The following is an 18,075-nucleotide window of genomic DNA, read 5'->3' on the forward strand; positions in this document are numbered from 1 at the left end:
GGTTTACTCCTTCATTGCCGGGGGAGCGGCGGCGCCGACACGGCTGCCAGCCGGCACCGGTGGCAACTGCACCGGTGCGATGGGGGACGGGGAGGGCACTGTGGCGGGTGTTGCCGCAGGCCCGGCGGACGGGTCGGCCGCGCCGTTGGCGGCGTTCAGGCGCTGGCCCAGCGGGTCGACCGAGTGCGAGGTGTCGGCCAGGATGATGACCATCACCCTCCGGTTGCGGTTGCGACCCTGCGCACTGTCGTTGTCCTCGCGCGGGCGGAACTGGCCGTAGCCGACCATGGCCAGACGCGAAGGCTGCAGGCCCTGGTCGGCGAACAGGTGGACCACGCTGGCGGCCCGCGCGGCCGACAGTTCCCAGTTGGAGGGGAAGGTGGCGGTGGCGATCGGCACGTTGTCGGTGTGGCCTTCCACCCGCACGCTGTTGGGTACGTCGCGCAGCACACCGGCCAGGCTGGACAGCGTCCCGCGCGCGTGCACGTCCAGCGCCGCCGAGCCGGTCGGGAACAGGATGTCGCTGTTGATCTCCACTTCGATCCACAGCTCGGTGCGGCGCACGCTGATCATGCCGCGCTCGATCAGCGGCGACAGCGCGGCGGTCAACCGGTCGGCGATGCTGCTGAGCTGGCGCTCGGCACGGGCGATCTGCTGCTGGTCGTGCACCGAGACCGGCATGCGCATCTGCGAGGCCATGGCCGGCAGCAGGGTAGGGTCGTGCGAGGGTGCCGGTGCGGACGGGCCGATCTTGGTGCCGGACTTGATCACCGAAGGACTGTCCCAGCCGCCCCCCTGCACCTGCTTGTTGCCGACCTGCACCGGATTGATGGTGCGCGGCGCGCCACCAAAGGCATCGGTGAGCGCATCGGCCATGATCCGGTACTTGCCTTCGTTGATCGAGGAGATCGCATACATCACCACGAAGAAGGCCAGCAGCAGCGTCATCAGATCGGCATAGGGGATCGCCCATGCTTCATGGTTGGCGTGCTCTTCGTGGTGTCTGCGGCGGGCCATGTCAGTGCAGGAAGCCGGACAGGTTGGTTTCGATGTTCCGCGGGTTCTCGCCCTGCGCGATCGAGATCAGGCCTTCGATGACCATCTCGCGGTCGCGGCTGTTGTGGGCGATCACTCCCTTCAGCTTGGCGGCGATCGGCAGGAACAGCAGGTTGGCCGACGCGATGCCGTAGATGGTGGCGGTGAAGGCGGCGGCGATGCCATGCCCCAGCTTGCTGGGGTCGGCCAGGTTCTTCATGACGGCGATCAGGCCCAGCACCGCACCGATGATGCCCAGCGTCGGCGCATAGATGCCCATGCCCTCGAAGACCTTGGCAGCGGCCTGGTCACGGTGTTCCTGGCTGCCCAGCTCGATCTCCAGCATGTGCCGGATCGATTCGGGCTCGACGCCATCGACCAGCAGCTGCAGGCCTTTGCGCAGGAACGGATCCTGCTGCGCTTCCACCTGCGCTTCCAGGCCCAGCAGGCCCTGGCGGCGGGCGATGTTGCTCCACTCGACGATCTGCTGGATCAGCTCGCGACGATCGCTGTGCGGCGGGCGCACGACCCAGCGCACGATCCGGAAGGCATGCCTGAATACGGCGGGTGCGGTGTGCAGCAGGATCGCGGCGATGGTGCCGACGATGACGATCACGAACGCCGCAGGCGACCACAGGGACGCCAGTCCGGCGCCCTTGAGGATGCTGCCGCCGACCAGTGAGGCCAGGGCGAGAAAGAGTCCGATGAGGCTGAGTCTATCCATGGGTCCGGTATCGGCGTGTGTGAATGGGACTTGAGACACCGGTCGATCGCGTACAGACGGTAGTCACAGTTTCTGGTTCGCCGGGCATGGCCCGGCGCTATCGCGCGAGGCCGTTTCCGGTAGCGCCGGGCCACGCCCGGCGAGCGTCATCGCAGGCCATCCACGTCGAGGATGAGGGCCATCCGGCCATCACCGATCAGCGTCGCACCGGCGTAGCCGCGCAGGCCGCGCAGGGCCTTCGGCAATGGCTTGATGACCACTTCCTCGCGCCCACGGACCTGGTCCACGACCAGGCCGAAGCGCGCCTCGCCGGCCTGCAGCACCACGATGGTGAGCAGCGCCGAGGCGGCGGGCGTCACATCCAGCCACTGGCGCAGATCGACCAGCGGCAGGGTGTGCGAGCGACGATCCAGCACCGCCCGGCCATCGAACCAGCCCAGCGAGGTGCGCGGTGCATGCAGCACTTCCATCACGCGCGCCAGCGGCAGCGCATAGACGTCCTCGCCGGCCTGCACCAGCAGGGTTGGCAGGATCGCCAGGGTCAGCGGCACGCGGATCAGGAAACGGCTGCCCCGGCCCAGTTCCGACTGGATCTGGATCTGCCCACTGAGCTCGCGGATGCGCGACTGCACCACATCCATGCCGACGCCGCGGCCGGAGATGTCGGTCACCTGCTGCTTGGTGGAGAAGCCGGGCAGGAACACCAGGTGCAGACATTCCTCGCTGCTCAGCCGGGCCGCCGCCTCCGGGTCGATCAAGCCCTTTTCGCGTGCTTTCGCGCGCAGTTTTTCCGGATCGATGCCGGCGCCATCGTCCTGCACCTCGATGCTGACGTAGTCGCCTTCCTGCTGGGCCGACAGACGCACGTGGCCCATGCGTGGCTTGCCCTGTGCTTCGCGCAGATCGGGCATCTCCACACCATGGTCGATGGCGTTGCGGACCAGGTGCACCAGCGGGTCGGCCAGGGCCTCGACCAGGTTGCGGTCAAGCTCGGTTTCGGCGCCGACCAGCTCCAGGTCCACTTCCTTCTTCAGCGAGCGGGCAACATCGCGGGCGACCTTGGGGAAGCGCGAGAACACCTTGCCGACCGGTTGCATGCGCGTGCGCATCACTGCCGACTGCAGGCGCGCGGTGGCGATGTCCAGGGTCGACACGGCGCGGTCCAGTTCCTCGTCGCGCAGGCGCGCACGCAGGGTCTTGAGCCGGTTGCGCGACAGCACCAGCTCGCCGATCAGGTTGACGATCGCATCCAGCCGCTTGGTATCCACGCGCACGGTGTGCTCGGCCTCGGCCACCGGTTTGTTGGCGGGGGGCTTGGCCGCGGCGGCCGCCGGGCGCGGTGCGGGCAGTGCAGGCGCCGCCGCCGGGGCAGCCACGGGTTTCGCGCCGGGGGCGGCGCCGCCGTGCAGCTGGTCCAGCAGGGCTTCGAACTCATCCTCGCTGATCAGGCCATCGTCGGCCTTGGCCGGCGTCGCCACTGCGGTGGGGGCGTTGCTGCCGTGCAGCTGATCGAGCAGGGCCTCGAACTCGTCGTCGGTGATCAGGTCACCGGCAGCGGGCGCGGCCGCTGCGGGAGCGGCGGCGGCCGGCGCAGCAGCGCCGTGCACGTCGAACTGGGCGATCAGGTCCGGCGGGGCATAGCCGGGTTCGTTGCCGGAAGACACGGCATCCAGCATCGATTGCAGGTAGTCCAGTGATTGCTGTGCGGCATCGAAGTGATGCGGCTGCAGCACCGCCTGGCCAGCGCGGGCGGCGCCCAGTGCCTCTTCGGCGGCATGGCACAGCTCGACCATGGCGGTGATGCCGAGGAAGCCGGCGCCGCCCTTGAGCGTGTGATAGCCACGGAACACGGCGTTGAGCTGGTCGGCGTCCTGCGGCGCCTGTTCCAGCGACACCAGCTGTTCGCCGAGGCGATCCAGGATTTCCTGTGCCTCGATGATGAAATCGGCGGTGATGTCGTCGGATACCGCGCTCATGCTTACAGTCCCAGGTCCGACAACAGGTCGTCGGCGTCGTTCTGAGAGACCGCGTGGCGGTCCAGTCCCTTCAGTGCCGGTCCGGCCAGCGCCGGATCGGTGCGATGCTGCTCCGGTGGCAGGCCCAGCGCGCCAAAGCCTTCGTGCACGCGGCGGACGATGCCGACCACGCGACGGATGATCTGTCCGGTCAGGTCCTGATAGCTCTGGGTCAGGGCAATCTCGGTCAGGTTGTGGCGGATGCGTTCCAGCTGCGCATCCTGCCCCGGCTGCAGGCCTTCGGCGCGCAGCTGTTCGGTGAGGCTGCGGCACTCTTCGGCCAGGTCCAGGGTGCGGTGCGTGGCCTGTTCGGTCATCGCCACCACATGGTCCAGGCGCGCGCAGGCGTCGTCCAGCTCGCCCGCCTCGCTGGGGACGGTCGGCAGTTCGCCCAGGGCCTGGCCCAGTTCGCGGGCCAGCCGTGACAGGCCGCTCATCATCGGCTGCGTGCGTGCGGCCACCAGGGCGTCGATGCGCTGGCGCCAGGCGCTCTCGTCGCCGGATTCGAGCGCGTCGAGGGCTTCCTGCAGGCGCAGGACGAGGGCGTTCTTGTCGACCGTGGCGTCCATCAGGCGCTGGCCGCCAGGCGTTCGAAGATCTTGCCCAGTTTCTCTTCCAGCGTCTGCGCGGTGAACGGCTTGATGATGTAGCCGTTCACGCCGCTCTGCGCCGCTTCGATGATCTGCTCGCGCTTGGCCTCGGCGGTGACCATCAGCACCGGCAGGGTCTTGAGCTTGGCATCGGCGCGGATCGCCTTGAGCAGTTCGATGCCGGTCATCACCGGCATGTTCCAGTCGGTGACCACGAAGTCGAACGGTTGGCTCTGCAGCATCGACAGCGCAGCATGCCCGTCCTCGGCTTCGGCGGTGTTGGTGAAGCCCAGATCGCCCAGCAGATTCTTGACGATGCGACGCATGGTCGAGAAGTCGTCGACGATCAGGATGCGCATGTTCTTGTTCAAATCGGAGTTCCTTTGTTGTTCAGTCGCCCGCGGTGGCCGTGGCCGCCGCAGGCATGTTCATTCTTCAAGCCCGGCATCCGCGGCCTCGAAGATCTTCAGCCGGCCGCGCAGGCGCAGCACGGCCTGGCCGTGGATCTGGCAGACGCGCGATTCGCTCACGCCGAGCACCGCGCCGATCTCCTTCAGGTTCAGCTCCTGCTCGTAGTACAGCGAGAGCACCAGCTGTTCGCGTTCGGGCAGATGGCCGATGGCCTTGCCCAGTTCGCGGCCGAACTCGCCACGTTCCAGGACCTGCTGCGGTGTCGGTCCGCCCTGGGCGACGGTGTCCAGTTCGCCCTGGTCTTCGATGCGCGATTCCAGGCTCAGCACCTGGCCGCGCGAGGCGTCCTCCATCAGCCGCAGGTACTCGGGCAGTGGCATGTCCATGGCCGCCGCCACCTCGGTGGCACTGGCTGCACGGCCCGTGGTCTGCTCCAGGCGGCGGATGGTGGCGGCCGCATCGCGGGCGCGCCGATGCACCGAGCGCGGTACCCAGTCGCCGCGGCGGATCTCGTCGATCATCGAGCCGCGGATGCGGATCGAGGCATAGGTCTCGAACGAGGCACCCTGGTCGGCGTCGTAGCTGCGCGAGGCTTCGATCAGGCCCATCATGCCGGCCTGGATCAGGTCGTCCACTTCGACGCTGGCCGGCAGGCGTGCGGCCAGGTGATGGGCGATGCGCCGCACCAGGTCCGAGTGCTGGGCGATGACCTCGGTCGCCGCCGAGCGCTGGACTTCCCTGTACTGGGCCGCGCCTTTCATGCTGCCACCCCGCGTTGCTTGAGGATGCGCTCGAGGAAGAATTCAACGCCACCGCGTGGCTCGGTGGGGGCCTGCCAGCGGGCGGTGCGACGGGCGATCTCGGTGATCGCCAGCGCCGCCGGGCTGGATGGATAGGCCTTCACCACCGGCTGCTGGCGCTGCACCGACAGGCGCAGCCAGTCATCCTGCGGCACGCAGCCCAGGTAGTTCAGCGAGACATCGGCAAGGAACTTCTCGCAGACCCGGGTCAGCTTTTCATACAGCACGCGGCCCTCGTTGGGGTCGCGCACCATGTTGGCCACCACCTGGATGCGGTCCACGCCGCGCTCGCGCGACAGCACCTTGATCAGTGCGTAGGCGTCGGTGATCGAGGCCGGCTCGTCGCAGACCACGACAACCGTGTCCTGTGCGGCCTGGCAGAAGGTCAGTACGCCATCGGTGATGCCGGCGGCGGTGTCCACCACCATGATGTCCAGCTCGCGTTCCAGTTCGGAGAACACGTTCACCAGGCCGATGTGCTCGGCCGGGGCCAGCTCGGCCATGTGCCGGCGACCGGACGCGGCCGGCACCACCAGCACGCCGTTCGGACCTTCGACGATCACTTCTTCCAGCGAGCAGCGGCCGGCGACCAGATCCGCCAGGGTGTGGGTGGGATTCAGCCCCAGGATCACGTCGATGTTGGCCAGGCCCAGGTCGGCGTCGAGCAGCAGCGTGCGCTTGCCCATGCCGGCCAGCGCCACGGCCAGGTTGGCCGAGACGTTGGTCTTGCCGACGCCGCCCTTGCCGCCGGTCACGGCGATGGTGCGCACAGGGCCGAGCGGCTCGCTGCGGGTGGCCGACAGCGGGAAGGTCTTGGTCAGCTTGGCGTACTCACGCGACGGCATGGTTCAACTCCGGGTTGCAGGGCATATCGGCCGCTCGGCGCAAATCTTCAAGGCGAAGTACAAGATTGGCCGCGCTGGCCCGGTGCAGGTCGTCCGGAACGTCCTGGCCATCGGTCACCCAGGTGATCGGCAGCGCGTGGTCTACCGCCACTGACAGGGCGTTGCCGAAGCGGCCGGTCTCATCCAGCTTGCTCAGCACCAGGCCCTGCAGGTTGGCCGCGCCGAAGCGGCGCACCACCTCGTCCATGTCGCCAAAGCTGGTATTGGCCGGCAGCACCAGCAGAGTGCGGACCTGGCGGGCGGCACGCAGCCACTGCAGCTGCGCGGCCAGGGCGCGGTCACGCGGGCCCAGGCCGGCGGTATCGATCAGCACCAGCTTGTAGTCCTTCAGGCGCTCCAGCAGCTGGTCCAGGTCGGTACCGCTGTTGGCTTCATGCACCGCGATGCCGAGCTGGCGGCCATAGCCGTACAGCTGCTCGCGGGCACCGATGCGCAGTGTGTCGGTGGTGACCAGGGCCACATCGCGCGGCGCGTGCTTCTCGGCGAAGCGCGAGGCGAGCTTGGCGATGGTGGTGGTCTTGCCGGCCCCGGTCGGACCGACCAGAGCGATCACGCCGCCTTCTTCCAGCGGATCGACCGGCGCGATCGGCAGCCTGCGCGAGATCAGGCCCAGCATCAGCCCGCGGCCCCGGTGGGCTTCGGTTTCCAGCGGTATCTGCATGGCCACATCGCGGGCCAGCCCGGCATCGAATCCGTACTCGTCCATCAGGTCCAGGGCGGTCGCCCGCACCGGGCAGCCGCGCAGGCGCTCGTCGGTGAAGCGGTTCATCTCGCGCTCGATGACCTGGCGCATGCCGGCCACTTCGTGGCGCAGCTGGCGGATCTCGGCATCGTCCTGTGCAACCACCGTCAGTACCGGCGCCGGGGCAAGGAGCGGCGCCGGCGCCGGCGCGGTCTCCGCTTCAGCGGCAGCGGCAGGGGCTGGCGTGGTCTCGGCAACGTCCTGCGCGTACGGCGGCTCGGGGTGCACGGACTCGGCCTGCGCCGTGGCCGCAGCGGTGATCGGCAGCGGCGGCGGCAGCACTGCCGGCGCGGGGGATTCGTGATGCTCGTCCTGCGGCGGGTCGATCAGGAAACGGGCGCGGTTGGCGGGCGCCGGTGCGGGAGCCACGACGGCGCTCGCGAACGGCGCGAAGATCTGCTCCGGCAGTGCCGGATCGTTGACGGTGGCACGCGCCAGGGTGGCAGCGAAGCCGGAACTGCCGCGGGTGGGCACGATCTCGTCCGCACTGTCCAGGGTGCGGCCGGTGGCACCGACGGCCGCGCGGGCGAGGGCGGCCACGGCCGATGTGGTGGCGGTCACCGGCTGCTGGGCCGGTGTCGTGGAGCGGCGGCGGGTGACCGCGGCGATCACTGCATCCGCGGCGGTGCGCGGTTTCGGCGGCGGCGGAGCCACGTCGCGCCGCGAGGCTTCCAGCGCGCGTTGCACCGCGCTCTCGTCATAGTTGGCTGCGGCGACGATCTCGACGCCTTCCTCGATCCGGCGGTTGGACAGGATCACAGCATCGGGACCATGTTCCTTGCGCACCAGGTTCATGGCCGAGCGCATGTCGGCGGCGACGAATCGTTTGATTTTCATGCTGTGGTCACGGGACGGGGACGGCGGGGTGGTGGTGGGAGAACGCGGGTGGTCGGTGGTCTGCACGGAACGGGTTCCCCTTGGCATCTGTCTGTTGCGGTGGTTCGAAGGTGGTGTCTGTTTTCTGACGCATCGGTGGGCGGCGTCAGCTGATCGTTCCGACCAGCTTCAGGCGCTTGTCCTCCGGCACTTCGCTGTACGCCAGTACCGACAGCGACGGAACGCTGTGACGGACCAGGCGTGCCAACGCGGCACGTACCGGGCCGGGAACCAGCACGACCGCGGGCTCGTTGCGGGCTTCCTGCTTGCTGACACATTCGGCCAGACTCTGATGCAGTCGCTCGGCAAGCCCGGGTTCCAGCGCGGCGCCGTTGCCCTGCGTGGACTCCTGCAAGACGCGTTCCAATTGCGGGTTGAGGGTGAACACCGGCAGCTCCGCCGACATTCCGGCGATCTCCTGCACGATGAAGCGGCCGAGCGCGGTGCGCACTGCGGCGGTGAGCGTGGCCGGGTCCTGGCTGGACGGCGCGTGCTCCACCAGTGCTTCGGCGATCTTGCGCAGCTGGCGGATCGGAATGCGTTCCACCAGCAGGTTCTGCAGCACCCGCACCACGGCCGACAACGGCAGCGCCTTGGGCGTCAGATCTTCGACGAGCTTGGGCGCGCTCTTGGCGAGGTTGGCCAGCAGGTGCTGCACCTCTTCGTGGCCCAGCAGCTCCGGCGCATGCTCGCGGATCAGGTGGGAAAGATGGGTGGCGACCACGGTGGCCGGGTCGACCACGGTGTAGCCCATGGTTTCGGCCTGGGCGCGCTGGTGCGGCTGGATCCAGGTAGCGTCCAGGCCGAAGGCGGGATCCTTGCCGGCGATGCCGTCCAGCGGGCCGAGCGCACTGCCGGGGTCCAGCGCCAGTTCGCGGTCGGGATGGATCTCGGCGGTTGCCACCGGCACGCCATGTACCAGCACGCGGTAGCCGTTGGCCGGCAGTTCCAGGTTGTCGCGGATGTGCACGGATGGAATCAGGAATCCCACGTCCTGGGTCAGCTTGCGCCGCACGCCCTTGATGCGTGCCATGAGTTCGCCGCCCTGATTGCTGTCCACCAGCGGAATCAGCCGGTAACCGACCTCCAGCCCCAGCGGGTCGACCGGGCGCAGTTCGTCCCAGCTCAGTTCCGCGGTGGGGGCCGGCGCCGCCGGTCGGCCCAGCGCACTGACCGCGCCGGGGTCGCTGCCGGCAGCGTCGCTCGGGGCCGGGGCCTGTCCCTTCCGGTACAGCTTCCAGGCGATGAAGCCGAGAATGGCGGCAAGCGTCAGGAAAGCGACGTTGGGCATGCCGGGCACCAGGCCGACCAGGCCGATGATGCCGGCGGTGATGGCCAGGGCACGGTATTGGCCGAATACCTGGCCGGTCATCGCCTGCGCCATGTCCTGCGAGCGCGAGGCACGGGTGACCAGCATCGCCACTGCGCTGGAGACCAGCAGGGCCGGCAGCTGCGCCACCAGACCGTCACCGATGGACAGCAGGGTGTAGGTCGCAGCGGCATCGCCGAACGGCATGCCATGCTGCAGCACGCCCACGGCGAGGCCACCGAGCATGTTGATGAACAGGATCAGGATGCCGGCAATCGCATCACCCCGGATGAACTTGCTGGCGCCGTCCATCGCGCCATAGAAGTCGGCTTCCTCGCGGACCTCCTCGCGGCGCAGCTTGGCTTCTTCGCGCGTCAGCAGGCCGGCGTTGAGATCGGCATCGATGGCCATCTGCTTGCCGGGCATGGCGTCGAGGATGAAGCGCGCGGTCACTTCCGAGACACGGCCGGCGCCCTTGGTGATGACCACGAAGTTGATGATGGTCAGGATGGCGAACACCACGATGCCGACCGCGTAGTTGCCACCGATCACGAACTCACCGAACGCGGCGATGACCTTGCCGGCCGCGTCGTGGCCGTTCTGGCCATTGAGCAGGATGACGCGGGTGGAGGCCACGTTCAGTGCCAGCCGCAGCATGGTGGTGACCAGCAGCACGATCGGGAAGATGGTGAAATCCAGCGGGCGCTTCACGTACACCACCGCCAGCAGCACCATCAGCGAGATGGCGATGTTGAAGGTGAACAGCGCATCGAGCACGGGCGCCGCCAGCGGCACCACCACCATCGCCAGCAGCGCCAGCACGATCAGTGGCGCGCCGAGGCCCTGGCGGATCATCTCCAGCAGCCGGCGGGTGTTGAGTCCGGACGAGGCCTGCGCGCTCATGCCCGGCCTCCCTTGCCGAATTCATCCACCTCGATGTGCGGGGCGCCCGGCATCGGGCCGGTGCGCCAGGCGCGCAGCTGGTAGACGTAGGACAGGACCTGGGCCACGGCCGAATACAGTCTCACGGGGATTTCCTTTCCGAGTTGGCCTTCCCGATACAAGGCGCGTGCCAAAGGCGGGGCGGAGACGATGGCGACCTTGTTGCCATCGGCGACTTCACGGATGCGCAGGGCGGTCTCGTCCACGCCCAGCGCCACCACGGTGGGCGCGTTCATGGCGCCGCCCTCGTACTTCAGGGCCACGGCGTAGTGGGTCGGGTTGACCACCACCACGTCCGCGGTGGGCACCGCTTCCATCATCCGGCGGTTGGCCATCTGCTGCTGGAGCTGGCGGATGCGGCCCTTCACCTCCGGGCTGCCTTCGCTTTCCTTCATTTCCCGCCGCAGTTCCTCGCGGGTCATCTTCAGCTTGCGCATCCAGTTCCAGCGCTGGTACGGCGCGTCGATCGCCGCCAGCACCAGCATTGCCCCGGCGGTCGCCAGCAGCAGTCGCAGGGTGAAGCCCAGGCCATCGGTGATGGCGGTTTCCAGTGGGTGGTGGATCAACCCGCGCAGGGTGTCGAAGCCGCCCCACACCACCAGTCCGGCGGCGACGCCCACGAACGCCACGCGCAGCAGTGACTTGGTGAATTCAGCGATGGCTTCCGGCCCGTACAGACGTTTGAGGCCGGTCAGCGGGTTCAGCCGATTGATGTCGGGCATCATCGCTTTGGCCGACCAGCGCAATCCGCCCATCACCAGCGGGGCGACGAAGCTGGCCAGCAGGCAGACCAGCACCAGCGGGGTGATCACCAGCATGAACTGCAGCAGCAGGTCGCCAAAGTGGCCGAACAGTTCCTTCGGGTTCTGCCGCAGCCCCTGCTCGGGACTCAACGCCTGTTTCATCCATTGCGTGGCACCACGGCCGATCGAGCCGCCCATGGCCATCACCGCCAGCACGCCGCCACCGAACACCGCGGCGGTCCCCAGTTCGCGGGAACGCGGCAGGTTGCCCTGTTCCCGGGCCTCGCGCAGGCGTTTTTCGGTGGGTTGTTCGGTCTTTTCGCCGGCGGATTCGTTCTCGGACATCATGGGCACTGCGGCAGGGGATGCCGGGCTGCCTGCAAGAACTGTTCCGCGGCGCGTGGTTCACCGCCGGGGCAACGCCCGACGCTAGCCGGGCAGGGCCGGCCGCAGCGGGATGCTCAGCGTGCTGTCGCTGTGCCAGTCCACCTGCAGGGGCTCACCGGCATCGGCGGCTGACTCGTCGCTGACATCGCGTCCGGTGCCGTGGTTCACCTGGTGCATGGCGTCCTTGAGCACGTCCACCTTCACCAGCAGCCGGCTGCCCGCGCCAACACGGCGGGCGACCATGCGGGTGCGATCGAAGGGCAGGTCTGTCCATCGCCCCGGCACCAGCAGCTGCCGCGTGGTCGGGTCGCGTACGTGGCTGGCCCGGCCGACGTAGTAGGACAGCTGCATCCTGCGCCCATCGGGCAGCAGCTCGTACAGGGTGACCGTGAAGTCCATGTCGCGCTTGTTGATGCGGACCTTCAGATCGCCCGAGAAGCGTCCGATCAGGTCCATCGGTGCTGGGAAGGGCTCGGAGAGGAAGGTCAGTGCCGTGTCCGGCTCGTCCCCGGCGGCCACGATCGGGAACGGATAGTAGCCATGCCGGACCTCCGTGCGATCGGCGAGGTCCACCGTCTGCCGCAGTGTTCCCGGCGTTGGCCGCTGTTCCTGCAACGGGTGATGGTCGCCCTCAGCGGCTGCCGACAGGTAGTACGTGCGATGGCCGCCCGCAGCGGCATCAAGGGTGGCTGCATGCCCCCAGGTGTTGTTGCCCATCAGCTGGAAGTTGACCTGGTCGGCCAGAAGCGCCGGGCGCGGGGCACCGCGAAGTACGTGGTCCAGCCACTGGAAGGTCAGCGCAGGCGTATCGAACTGCGCGACCGGGTCCACCGTGTAGCCGCGCAGCTGCATCGGCTTGCTGGCGGCCTGCGCACCGCCGTGGTCATACGGCCCGATCAGCAGGACATGATCGGCGTCCGGCCGGTAGCGCATGTGATCGGTGAAGTACTGCAACGCGGAAATCTGGCCGTCGTCGTAGTAGCCGGTAATGGTCAGCACCGGAATGCGGATGTCCCTGAAGTCTTCGGCGTACGGCACCATGGCCTGCCAGTAACCCTCATAGGCCGGGTGGGCGAGCCAGCGCTGCAGCCAGGGATTGGGGGTGCCGTCGATCTGGTCGATCTGCCGGTACGGCCGGCCGGAGGCATACCAGCGGCCGGGCAGCTGTGACCACCGGTCCTGCTGCCCATAGGTGTCGGCATCCAGCATCGGGCCATTGGCCACGTAGAAGGCCCAGCCGTAGTTGGCGCTGAGGAATACGTTGTTCTCCATCGGCAGGCCCTGGCCCGGAATGGCAGCCACGTAGGGCACGATGGTCTTCAGTGCCGGATGGTGATGGCGCGCTGCCGCCCATGCGGTGAATCCTTCATAGCTGCCGCCATACATGGCGACCCGACCGTCGCTCCAGGGCTGGCGGCTGACCCAGTCGATCGCGGCATTGGCGTCCACACCGTCGTGTTCGTAGGGGGCGATGGTGCCGGTACCCTGACCTTTTCCGCGTGCGTCGACCACGATGCCGGCGTAGCCGTGGGCTGCGGCCAGCAGCATCTTCAGACGGTTCTTGGGCGGGTCGGTGTAGATGGTGAACAGCATGGCCGTCGGCAGCGGCGCGGACGCGCTGCGGGGCCGTGCCAGCTGCGCGGACAGCACCACCCCTTCGGCCACGGGGATACGCAATCCGCTGTCGATCACGAAGCGGCGTTGCTGTTCTGCGTCAAGCAGTGCAGGGGCGAGTGCCGCAGCCAGGGTCTGCGCGCGCAACACAGCCTGCAGGCGCACCAGCTCCAGCGCGGCTGACTGCGGCACTGTGGCGGCATCGGCCTGTGCCGCAAGCGCCTGCGTCAGCTGCGCCTGTACCGCAGCGGGAGGCAAGGCAAGCGCTGCATCGGCCTGCACGGCGGCAACATCATCCAGGCCAGCAAAGGCCGAATGGAAGGCGCGCGAATACGCTTCCGCATCCCGCGCGCCAGTGCTTGCCAGCAGCATCGGCATCCAGCGCTGGGCCGCCGCGCCATCGCCGGCAGCGGCCAGCGTCGCGCGCAGCTTCTCGATCATGGCGCGTGCCTCGGCGTAGCGACCCGTGGCCAGCAGCGCATGGCAGCGCTGTGCATCGGTCAGCGTTGCCGACTGCAACAGCTCCGTACCCAGCGCCTGCAGTGCCGTATCCACCTGTGCTGGCGGCGCATCGCGGGGCAGCGACCACCGCAGATCGCTGGCGGCCACGCGGGTGCAGGTGAGCGCCAGCAGCAGGCCAGCAAGAAGAGCGCGTAAGGTCACGGGGTGTTCCTTGCAATGGCGGGCGCGTGGTCATCATACGGTGGGTGACCACCCGCCGCGGAGAGTCCGACGTTACCCCGGCGGGGCCGGTGGGGGCGGGGTCTGCGCCAGCTCCACCCGTGGCCGCGGCAGGTCGTGCAGTTGCATGAAACGGCCCGCATCGACCGGGCGGCCGAGCAGGTAGCCCTGCAGGTAATCGCACCCCAGCCGCTCAAGGTAGGCACGCTGGGCAGCCGTTTCCACGCCCTCGGCAACAATGTCCATGTCCAGTGCATGGCCCAGCGCCACGATCGCCGATACGATCACCACGTCCTCCGCGCTGTGTTCGAGATCGCGCACGAAGGCGTGGTCGATCTTGATCTCGGTGGCCGGCAGGCGCTTGAGGTACAGCAGACTGGAATAGCCGGTGCCGAAATCGTCGATGGAGATGCCGACCCCCAGCACCGACAACGCCTGCAGCAGCCGCAAACTGGTGTCGGTGTCGCGCATCACGGTGCTTTCGGTGATCTCCAGCACCAGGTTGCGCGGCGTGATGCGATGCCGCTCGATCACGTCGCGCACATCGCGCAGCAGGTGCGGCGAGCTGAACTGGACCGGCGACAGGTTGACCGATATCGACCAGCCCTCGTGGCCGGCGTCGTGCCAGTGCCGCAGTTGCAGGCACGCTTGGTCCAGCGCCCAGCGGCCGATCTCGTTGATCGCGCCGCTGCGCTCGGCCAGGCGGATGAAGCGATCCGGTGGAATCAGGCCCTGTTCCGGATGACGCCAGCGGATCAGCGCCTCGGCGCCGGCGACCTTCTGGGTGGCCACGCGGATCTTCGGCTGGTAGTGCAGGAACAGCTGTTCGCTGCCGATCGCCCGGCGCAGGTCGGCCAGCAGGCGGAACTGCTGTTCGGCGCTGTCGTTCATCCAATCCGCGAACAGGACAAAGGAGTTTCGGCCGGATTCCTTGGCCTGGTACATCGCAGCGTCGGCGAAGGCCATCAGCTGGCGTTCGCTGGCGGCGTGGTCGGGGCAGATGGCGATGCCGATGCTGGCAGTCACCTGCAGTTCGTTGTCGGGCAGCAGCGGGCCGCTTCCCACCGCCTGCAGGATGCGCCGGGCCAGGGTCGGCAGGTCCTCGTCATGGTCGATGCGCACCACCAGCACGAACTCGTCGCCGCCGAGCCGCGCCAGCAGGTCGTTCGGCCGCAGCAGCTGGCCGGTGCGCTCGGCGACGGCCACCAGCAGGGCATCGCCGGCCTGGTGGCCATAGGCATCGTTGACCTGCTTGAAGCCATCCAGGTCCATGAACATCACCGCGAAGCGGCTGCCGCCCTGTTCGGCTTCGGCCAGTGACTGCACGATGCGCCGTTGCAGCAGCAGCCTGTTCGGAAGGCGGGTCAAGGGGTCGTGCAGCGCGGCCTGGGTCAATTCCTCCTGCGCATCCGTCAGCGAGGTGCTCAGCATCGCGTTGCGAAGGCGCAGCAGCTGCGCTTCCACCCGCTGGTCCAGCCAGGACACCACCAGCACCACCGCCAGGATCGCGACGGTCAGCACCACCACCAGCATCGCCAGCCAGGTGCTCTGCAGGCCATCGCCCACCGCAGCGCCGCAGATGCTGCCCTGTGGAAAGCGTGCGGCGGCCATGCCGGTGTAGTGCATGCCCACGATGGCCAGACCGAGCAGGCCGGCGGCGGCCAGCCGGTCACCGACCCGGGTGCGCTGCGCGCGCAGGCGGAAGGCGACGTAGAGGGCGGTCCAGGATGCAGCGACCGCAACCAGCAGCGACAGCAGCAGCCAGCCCGTGTGGTAGTCGATGCCGGGTTGCATGCGCATCGCGGCCATGCCGACGTAATGCATGCCGGCGATGCCGGTGCCCATCAGCAAGGCGCCCCCTGCCAGGCGGGGATGTGGCAGGGTGGGCAGCGAGACCAGCCAGAGCGCGAACACCGACGAGGCGATGGCCAGGGCGAGCGACATCAGGGTGATCGGCAGGTCGTAGCCCAGCGGAATGGGCAGGTCGAAGGCCAGCATGCCGATGAAGTGCATCGACCAGATGCCCAGGCCCATCGCGAAGCCGCCACCGAGCCGCCACCACCAGGTCGCGCCCCTGCCGGGTGCCGTGACCGTGCGTCCGGCCATCGCCAATGCCGTGTAGGAAGCCATCACGGCCACCAACAGCGAGACTGCCACCAGCCATGCGTTGTACGTGCCTACCAGCATTCGTCAGTCTCCCGGACCTGCCTGTCGACGGAAACTACGGTGGGGCATGCATGTGGCAGGCAGCCAGAAGCGGCCGCCAGGTGCGGCATCCCCCCGGTTGCCGCGTATTCACTCTAACGCGCGTCCCCGGGGGGACGGCAAGCAGCAAAGCGTGATGGAAGCGTCAGTGTGTGACCGCGTCCGCAGCCTGGAACGCCGCATCGAACAGTCGTTGCACCGGGGGCCCCATTTCGCCGGCCAGCAGGACCAGCAGGAACAGGCCCAGCAGCAGCGACACCGGCAGGCCGAGCTGGATCGGATTGAGCGCAGGTGCCGCACGGGCGAGCACGCCGAACGCCAGGTTCACCGCCAGCATCGCCACCGTCAACGGAATGGCCAGTGTCAACGCACCGCGCAGCACGGTCAGCAGGAACGTCGGGGCGATACTGAAGAACGCGTGCGGATCGGGCAGCGGCGCACCGATCGGCAGTGCCCGGTAGCTGTCCACGACCAGCGAGATCAGCGCGAGGTGGCCGTTCGCGGTGAAGAACAGCAGGCCGAACAACAGGTAGAACCACTGCCCGATCACGCCGGAGGTGCCGCCGCGCAGGGGGTCGCTCATCTGCGCGAACGCCAGGCCGGTGCCCTGTGCCACCAGTTCGCCGGCCATCGCGCCAGCTTCGAACACCAGCCGCAGCAGGAAGCCGATGGCCACGCCGATGGCCAGCTCACGGGCGATGGTCAGCACGGTGGCCGCATCGAAGCCGGTCCACTCCGGCACGGGCGGCAGCAGCGGGGCGAGCGCGATGGCGAGGGTACCGGCCAGTACCACGCGGATCCGCGCCGGCACCGCACGGGTGCCGACCATGGGCATGGCCATGGCTACCGCGCCGATGCGCAGCATCGTCCACAGCACGGTGCCGATCATGCCGAAGGCCTGCAGGCCGTCGGCAGCCATCTGGGTGGCGGCATCCATCGCGGTGCGCGTCCTAGCCGATCAGGTGCGGAATGCGCTGGAACAGCAGCGTGGTGTATTCGACCAGATGGCCAATCAGCAGGCTGCCCAGGGCGAACAGCACGGCGGTCAACGCTGCCGCCTTGGCGACGAAGGCGATGGTGGGCTCATTGAGCTGGGTCGCGGCCTGCACGACACCGACCACCACACCTACCACCAGTACGGTCAGCAGCAGCGGGCCAGCCACCCACAGTACGGCAATCAGGCCGCCACGCAGTTCGGTCAGGGCAAGTTCGGGAGACATCGTCTTTCCATCGGTAGCGCCGGGTCCTGCCCGGCGGTGGTCAATGCGGCCGCCGGCAATGGCGGGCGGCCCCTGCAATCACGCCGGTCCGGGTCACGCCGGATTGAAGCTGGCCGCCAGCGTTCCCACCGTCAGCACCCAGCCGTCGACGAGCACGAACAGCAGGATCTTGAAGGGTGCCGAGACCAGCATCGGCGACAGCATCATCATGCCCATCGACATCAGCACGCTGGCCACGACCAGATCGATGATCACGAACGGGATGAAGATCAGGAAACCGATCTCGAAGGCGGTCTTCAGTTCGCTGGTCACGAACGAGGCGACCAGGACCGGGAACGGGATCGCATCCGGGCTGGCGTAGGTGCCGTGCCCGGCGATGCCGGCGAAGGTCATCAGGTCGGTCTCGCGGATCTGCGCCAGCATGAAGCCGCGCAGCGGCTGGGTGGTCAGTGTCCACGCGGTCTGGAAGTCGATCTGGCCGTTGAGGTAGGGCGCCATTCCGCTGCTCCACGCCTTGTCCCAGGTCGGCATCATCACCATCGCGGTGAGGAACAGGGCCAGGCCCAGCAGCACCTGGTTGGACGGGGTCTGGCCGGTGCCCAGTGCCTGCCGCAGCAGGCCCAGCACGATGATGATGCGGGTGAACGAGGTCAGCACCAGCAGCATCGACGGGATCAGGGTGATCGCCGTCATCAGCAGCAGTGTCTGCAGCGGCAGGCTGACCGGCTGGCCACCGATCCTGCCCACGTTGACATCCGGCAGTGGCGTGGTCGGAGCAGCGCCCGGCGCGGCAAAGGCGAGCGCGGGCAGCAGGCACAGGGCAATCAGCAGCAGCCACGCGATCAGGGTAGCTGGGCGGGTACGGATGACACGCAT

Annotated in this window: 15 protein-coding genes; all 15 read right to left on the reverse strand. The window is 68.2% G+C overall.

The features are described from left to right. Positions 1-3: 3 nt before the first annotated feature. The 15 genes from motD to fliP all read right to left on the reverse strand — a co-directional run bounded on the left by motD (position 4) and on the right by fliP (position 18,075). Positions 4-1,017 carry a flagellar motor protein MotD gene (motD, locus tag AC06FB_RS00065; RefSeq protein ID WP_053520059.1) on the reverse strand — a complete coding sequence of 338 codons (1,014 nt, stop codon included), beginning with the start codon at positions 1,015-1,017 and terminating at the stop codon, positions 4-6. Position 1,018: 1 nt separating this feature from the next. Continuing rightward, positions 1,019-1,759, reverse strand: coding sequence for a flagellar motor protein (locus AC06FB_RS00070; RefSeq protein ID WP_053520060.1), 741 nt, complete (start codon positions 1,757-1,759; stop codon positions 1,019-1,021). 146 nt (positions 1,760-1,905) lie between these two features. Continuing rightward, on the reverse strand, positions 1,906-3,735 hold the full coding sequence (locus tag AC06FB_RS00075) for a chemotaxis protein CheA (RefSeq protein WP_111186096.1): 1,830 nt from the start codon (positions 3,733-3,735) through the stop codon (positions 1,906-1,908). Between the two features lie 2 nt (positions 3,736-3,737). Continuing rightward, complete coding sequence (locus AC06FB_RS00080) at positions 3,738-4,343, reverse strand: protein phosphatase CheZ (RefSeq protein ID WP_197571592.1); 606 nt, start codon at positions 4,341-4,343, stop codon at positions 3,738-3,740. Next, positions 4,343-4,735: a chemotaxis response regulator CheY gene (gene cheY / locus AC06FB_RS00085; RefSeq protein WP_053520063.1), complete on the reverse strand. Its 393-nt coding sequence runs from the start codon at positions 4,733-4,735 to the stop codon at positions 4,343-4,345. Before cheY ends, AC06FB_RS00080 begins: the two co-directional genes overlap by 1 nt. 57 nt (positions 4,736-4,792) lie before the next feature. Further along, entirely contained in the window at positions 4,793-5,536 is a 744-nt protein-coding gene (locus tag AC06FB_RS00090; RefSeq protein ID WP_053520064.1) for an RNA polymerase sigma factor FliA, read from the reverse strand. After that, positions 5,533-6,420, reverse strand: coding sequence for a MinD/ParA family ATP-binding protein (locus AC06FB_RS00095; protein ID WP_478053225.1), 888 nt, complete (start codon positions 6,418-6,420; stop codon positions 5,533-5,535). The genes AC06FB_RS00090 and AC06FB_RS00095 overlap by 4 nt, the downstream gene beginning before the upstream one ends. Continuing rightward, the gene (gene flhF / locus AC06FB_RS00100; protein WP_478053226.1) at positions 6,407-8,059 is read right to left on the reverse strand and encodes a flagellar biosynthesis protein FlhF; all 1,653 of its coding nucleotides are present in this window, start codon (positions 8,057-8,059) and stop codon (positions 6,407-6,409) included. Before flhF ends, AC06FB_RS00095 begins: the two co-directional genes overlap by 14 nt. 145 nt (positions 8,060-8,204) lie before the next feature. After that, entirely contained in the window at positions 8,205-10,310 is a 2,106-nt protein-coding gene (flhA, locus tag AC06FB_RS00105; protein WP_478053227.1) for a flagellar biosynthesis protein FlhA, read from the reverse strand. Continuing rightward, entirely contained in the window at positions 10,307-11,437 is a 1,131-nt protein-coding gene (gene flhB, locus AC06FB_RS00110; RefSeq protein WP_065176157.1) for a flagellar biosynthesis protein FlhB, read from the reverse strand. The genes flhA and flhB overlap by 4 nt, the downstream gene beginning before the upstream one ends. 84 nt (positions 11,438-11,521) lie before the next feature. Continuing rightward, positions 11,522-13,756: a CocE/NonD family hydrolase gene (locus tag AC06FB_RS00115; protein WP_478053228.1), complete on the reverse strand. Its 2,235-nt coding sequence runs from the start codon at positions 13,754-13,756 to the stop codon at positions 11,522-11,524. Positions 13,757-13,828: 72 nt separating this feature from the next. Then, on the reverse strand, positions 13,829-15,961 hold the full coding sequence (locus tag AC06FB_RS00120) for a putative bifunctional diguanylate cyclase/phosphodiesterase (protein ID WP_478053229.1): 2,133 nt from the start codon (positions 15,959-15,961) through the stop codon (positions 13,829-13,831). A 163-nt stretch (positions 15,962-16,124) separates the two neighbouring features. After that, positions 16,125-16,916, reverse strand: coding sequence for a flagellar biosynthetic protein FliR (gene fliR / locus AC06FB_RS00125; RefSeq protein ID WP_053519606.1), 792 nt, complete (start codon positions 16,914-16,916; stop codon positions 16,125-16,127). A 13-nt stretch (positions 16,917-16,929) separates the two neighbouring features. Further along, positions 16,930-17,199, reverse strand: coding sequence for a flagellar biosynthetic protein FliQ (locus tag AC06FB_RS00130; RefSeq protein WP_053519605.1), 270 nt, complete (start codon positions 17,197-17,199; stop codon positions 16,930-16,932). A 93-nt stretch (positions 17,200-17,292) separates the two neighbouring features. Next, on the reverse strand, positions 17,293-18,075 hold the full coding sequence (gene fliP / locus AC06FB_RS00135; protein WP_053519604.1) for a flagellar type III secretion system pore protein FliP: 783 nt from the start codon (positions 18,073-18,075) through the stop codon (positions 17,293-17,295).

The organism is Stenotrophomonas sp. Steno-C15, assembly GCF_056393265.1.

Excerpts from the sequence above, each read along its gene's own strand:
- motD (WP_053520059.1), bottom strand. The coding sequence starts at position 1,017 with ATGGCCCGCCGCAGACACCACGAAGAGCACGCCAACCATGAAGCATGG.
- AC06FB_RS00070 (WP_053520060.1), bottom strand. The coding sequence starts at position 1,759 with ATGGATAGACTCAGCCTCATCGGACTCTTTCTCGCCCTGGCCTCACTG.
- AC06FB_RS00075 (WP_111186096.1), bottom strand. The coding sequence starts at position 3,735 with ATGAGCGCGGTATCCGACGACATCACCGCCGATTTCATCATCGAGGCA.
- AC06FB_RS00080 (WP_197571592.1), bottom strand. The coding sequence starts at position 4,343 with ATGGACGCCACGGTCGACAAGAACGCCCTCGTCCTGCGCCTGCAGGAA.
- AC06FB_RS00090 (WP_053520064.1), bottom strand. The coding sequence starts at position 5,536 with ATGAAAGGCGCGGCCCAGTACAGGGAAGTCCAGCGCTCGGCGGCGACC.
- AC06FB_RS00095 (WP_478053225.1), bottom strand. The coding sequence starts at position 6,420 with ATGCCGTCGCGTGAGTACGCCAAGCTGACCAAGACCTTCCCGCTGTCG.
- flhF (WP_478053226.1), bottom strand. The coding sequence starts at position 8,059 with ATGAAAATCAAACGATTCGTCGCCGCCGACATGCGCTCGGCCATGAAC.
- flhA (WP_478053227.1), bottom strand. The coding sequence starts at position 10,310 with ATGAGCGCGCAGGCCTCGTCCGGACTCAACACCCGCCGGCTGCTGGAG.
- flhB (WP_065176157.1), bottom strand. The coding sequence starts at position 11,437 with ATGTCCGAGAACGAATCCGCCGGCGAAAAGACCGAACAACCCACCGAA.
- AC06FB_RS00120 (WP_478053229.1), bottom strand. The coding sequence starts at position 15,961 with ATGCTGGTAGGCACGTACAACGCATGGCTGGTGGCAGTCTCGCTGTTG.
- fliR (WP_053519606.1), bottom strand. The coding sequence starts at position 16,916 with ATGGATGCCGCCACCCAGATGGCTGCCGACGGCCTGCAGGCCTTCGGC.
- AC06FB_RS00130 (WP_053519605.1), bottom strand. The coding sequence starts at position 17,199 with ATGTCTCCCGAACTTGCCCTGACCGAACTGCGTGGCGGCCTGATTGCC.
- fliP (WP_053519604.1), bottom strand. The coding sequence starts at position 18,075 with ATGCGTGTCATCCGTACCCGCCCAGCTACCCTGATCGCGTGGCTGCTG.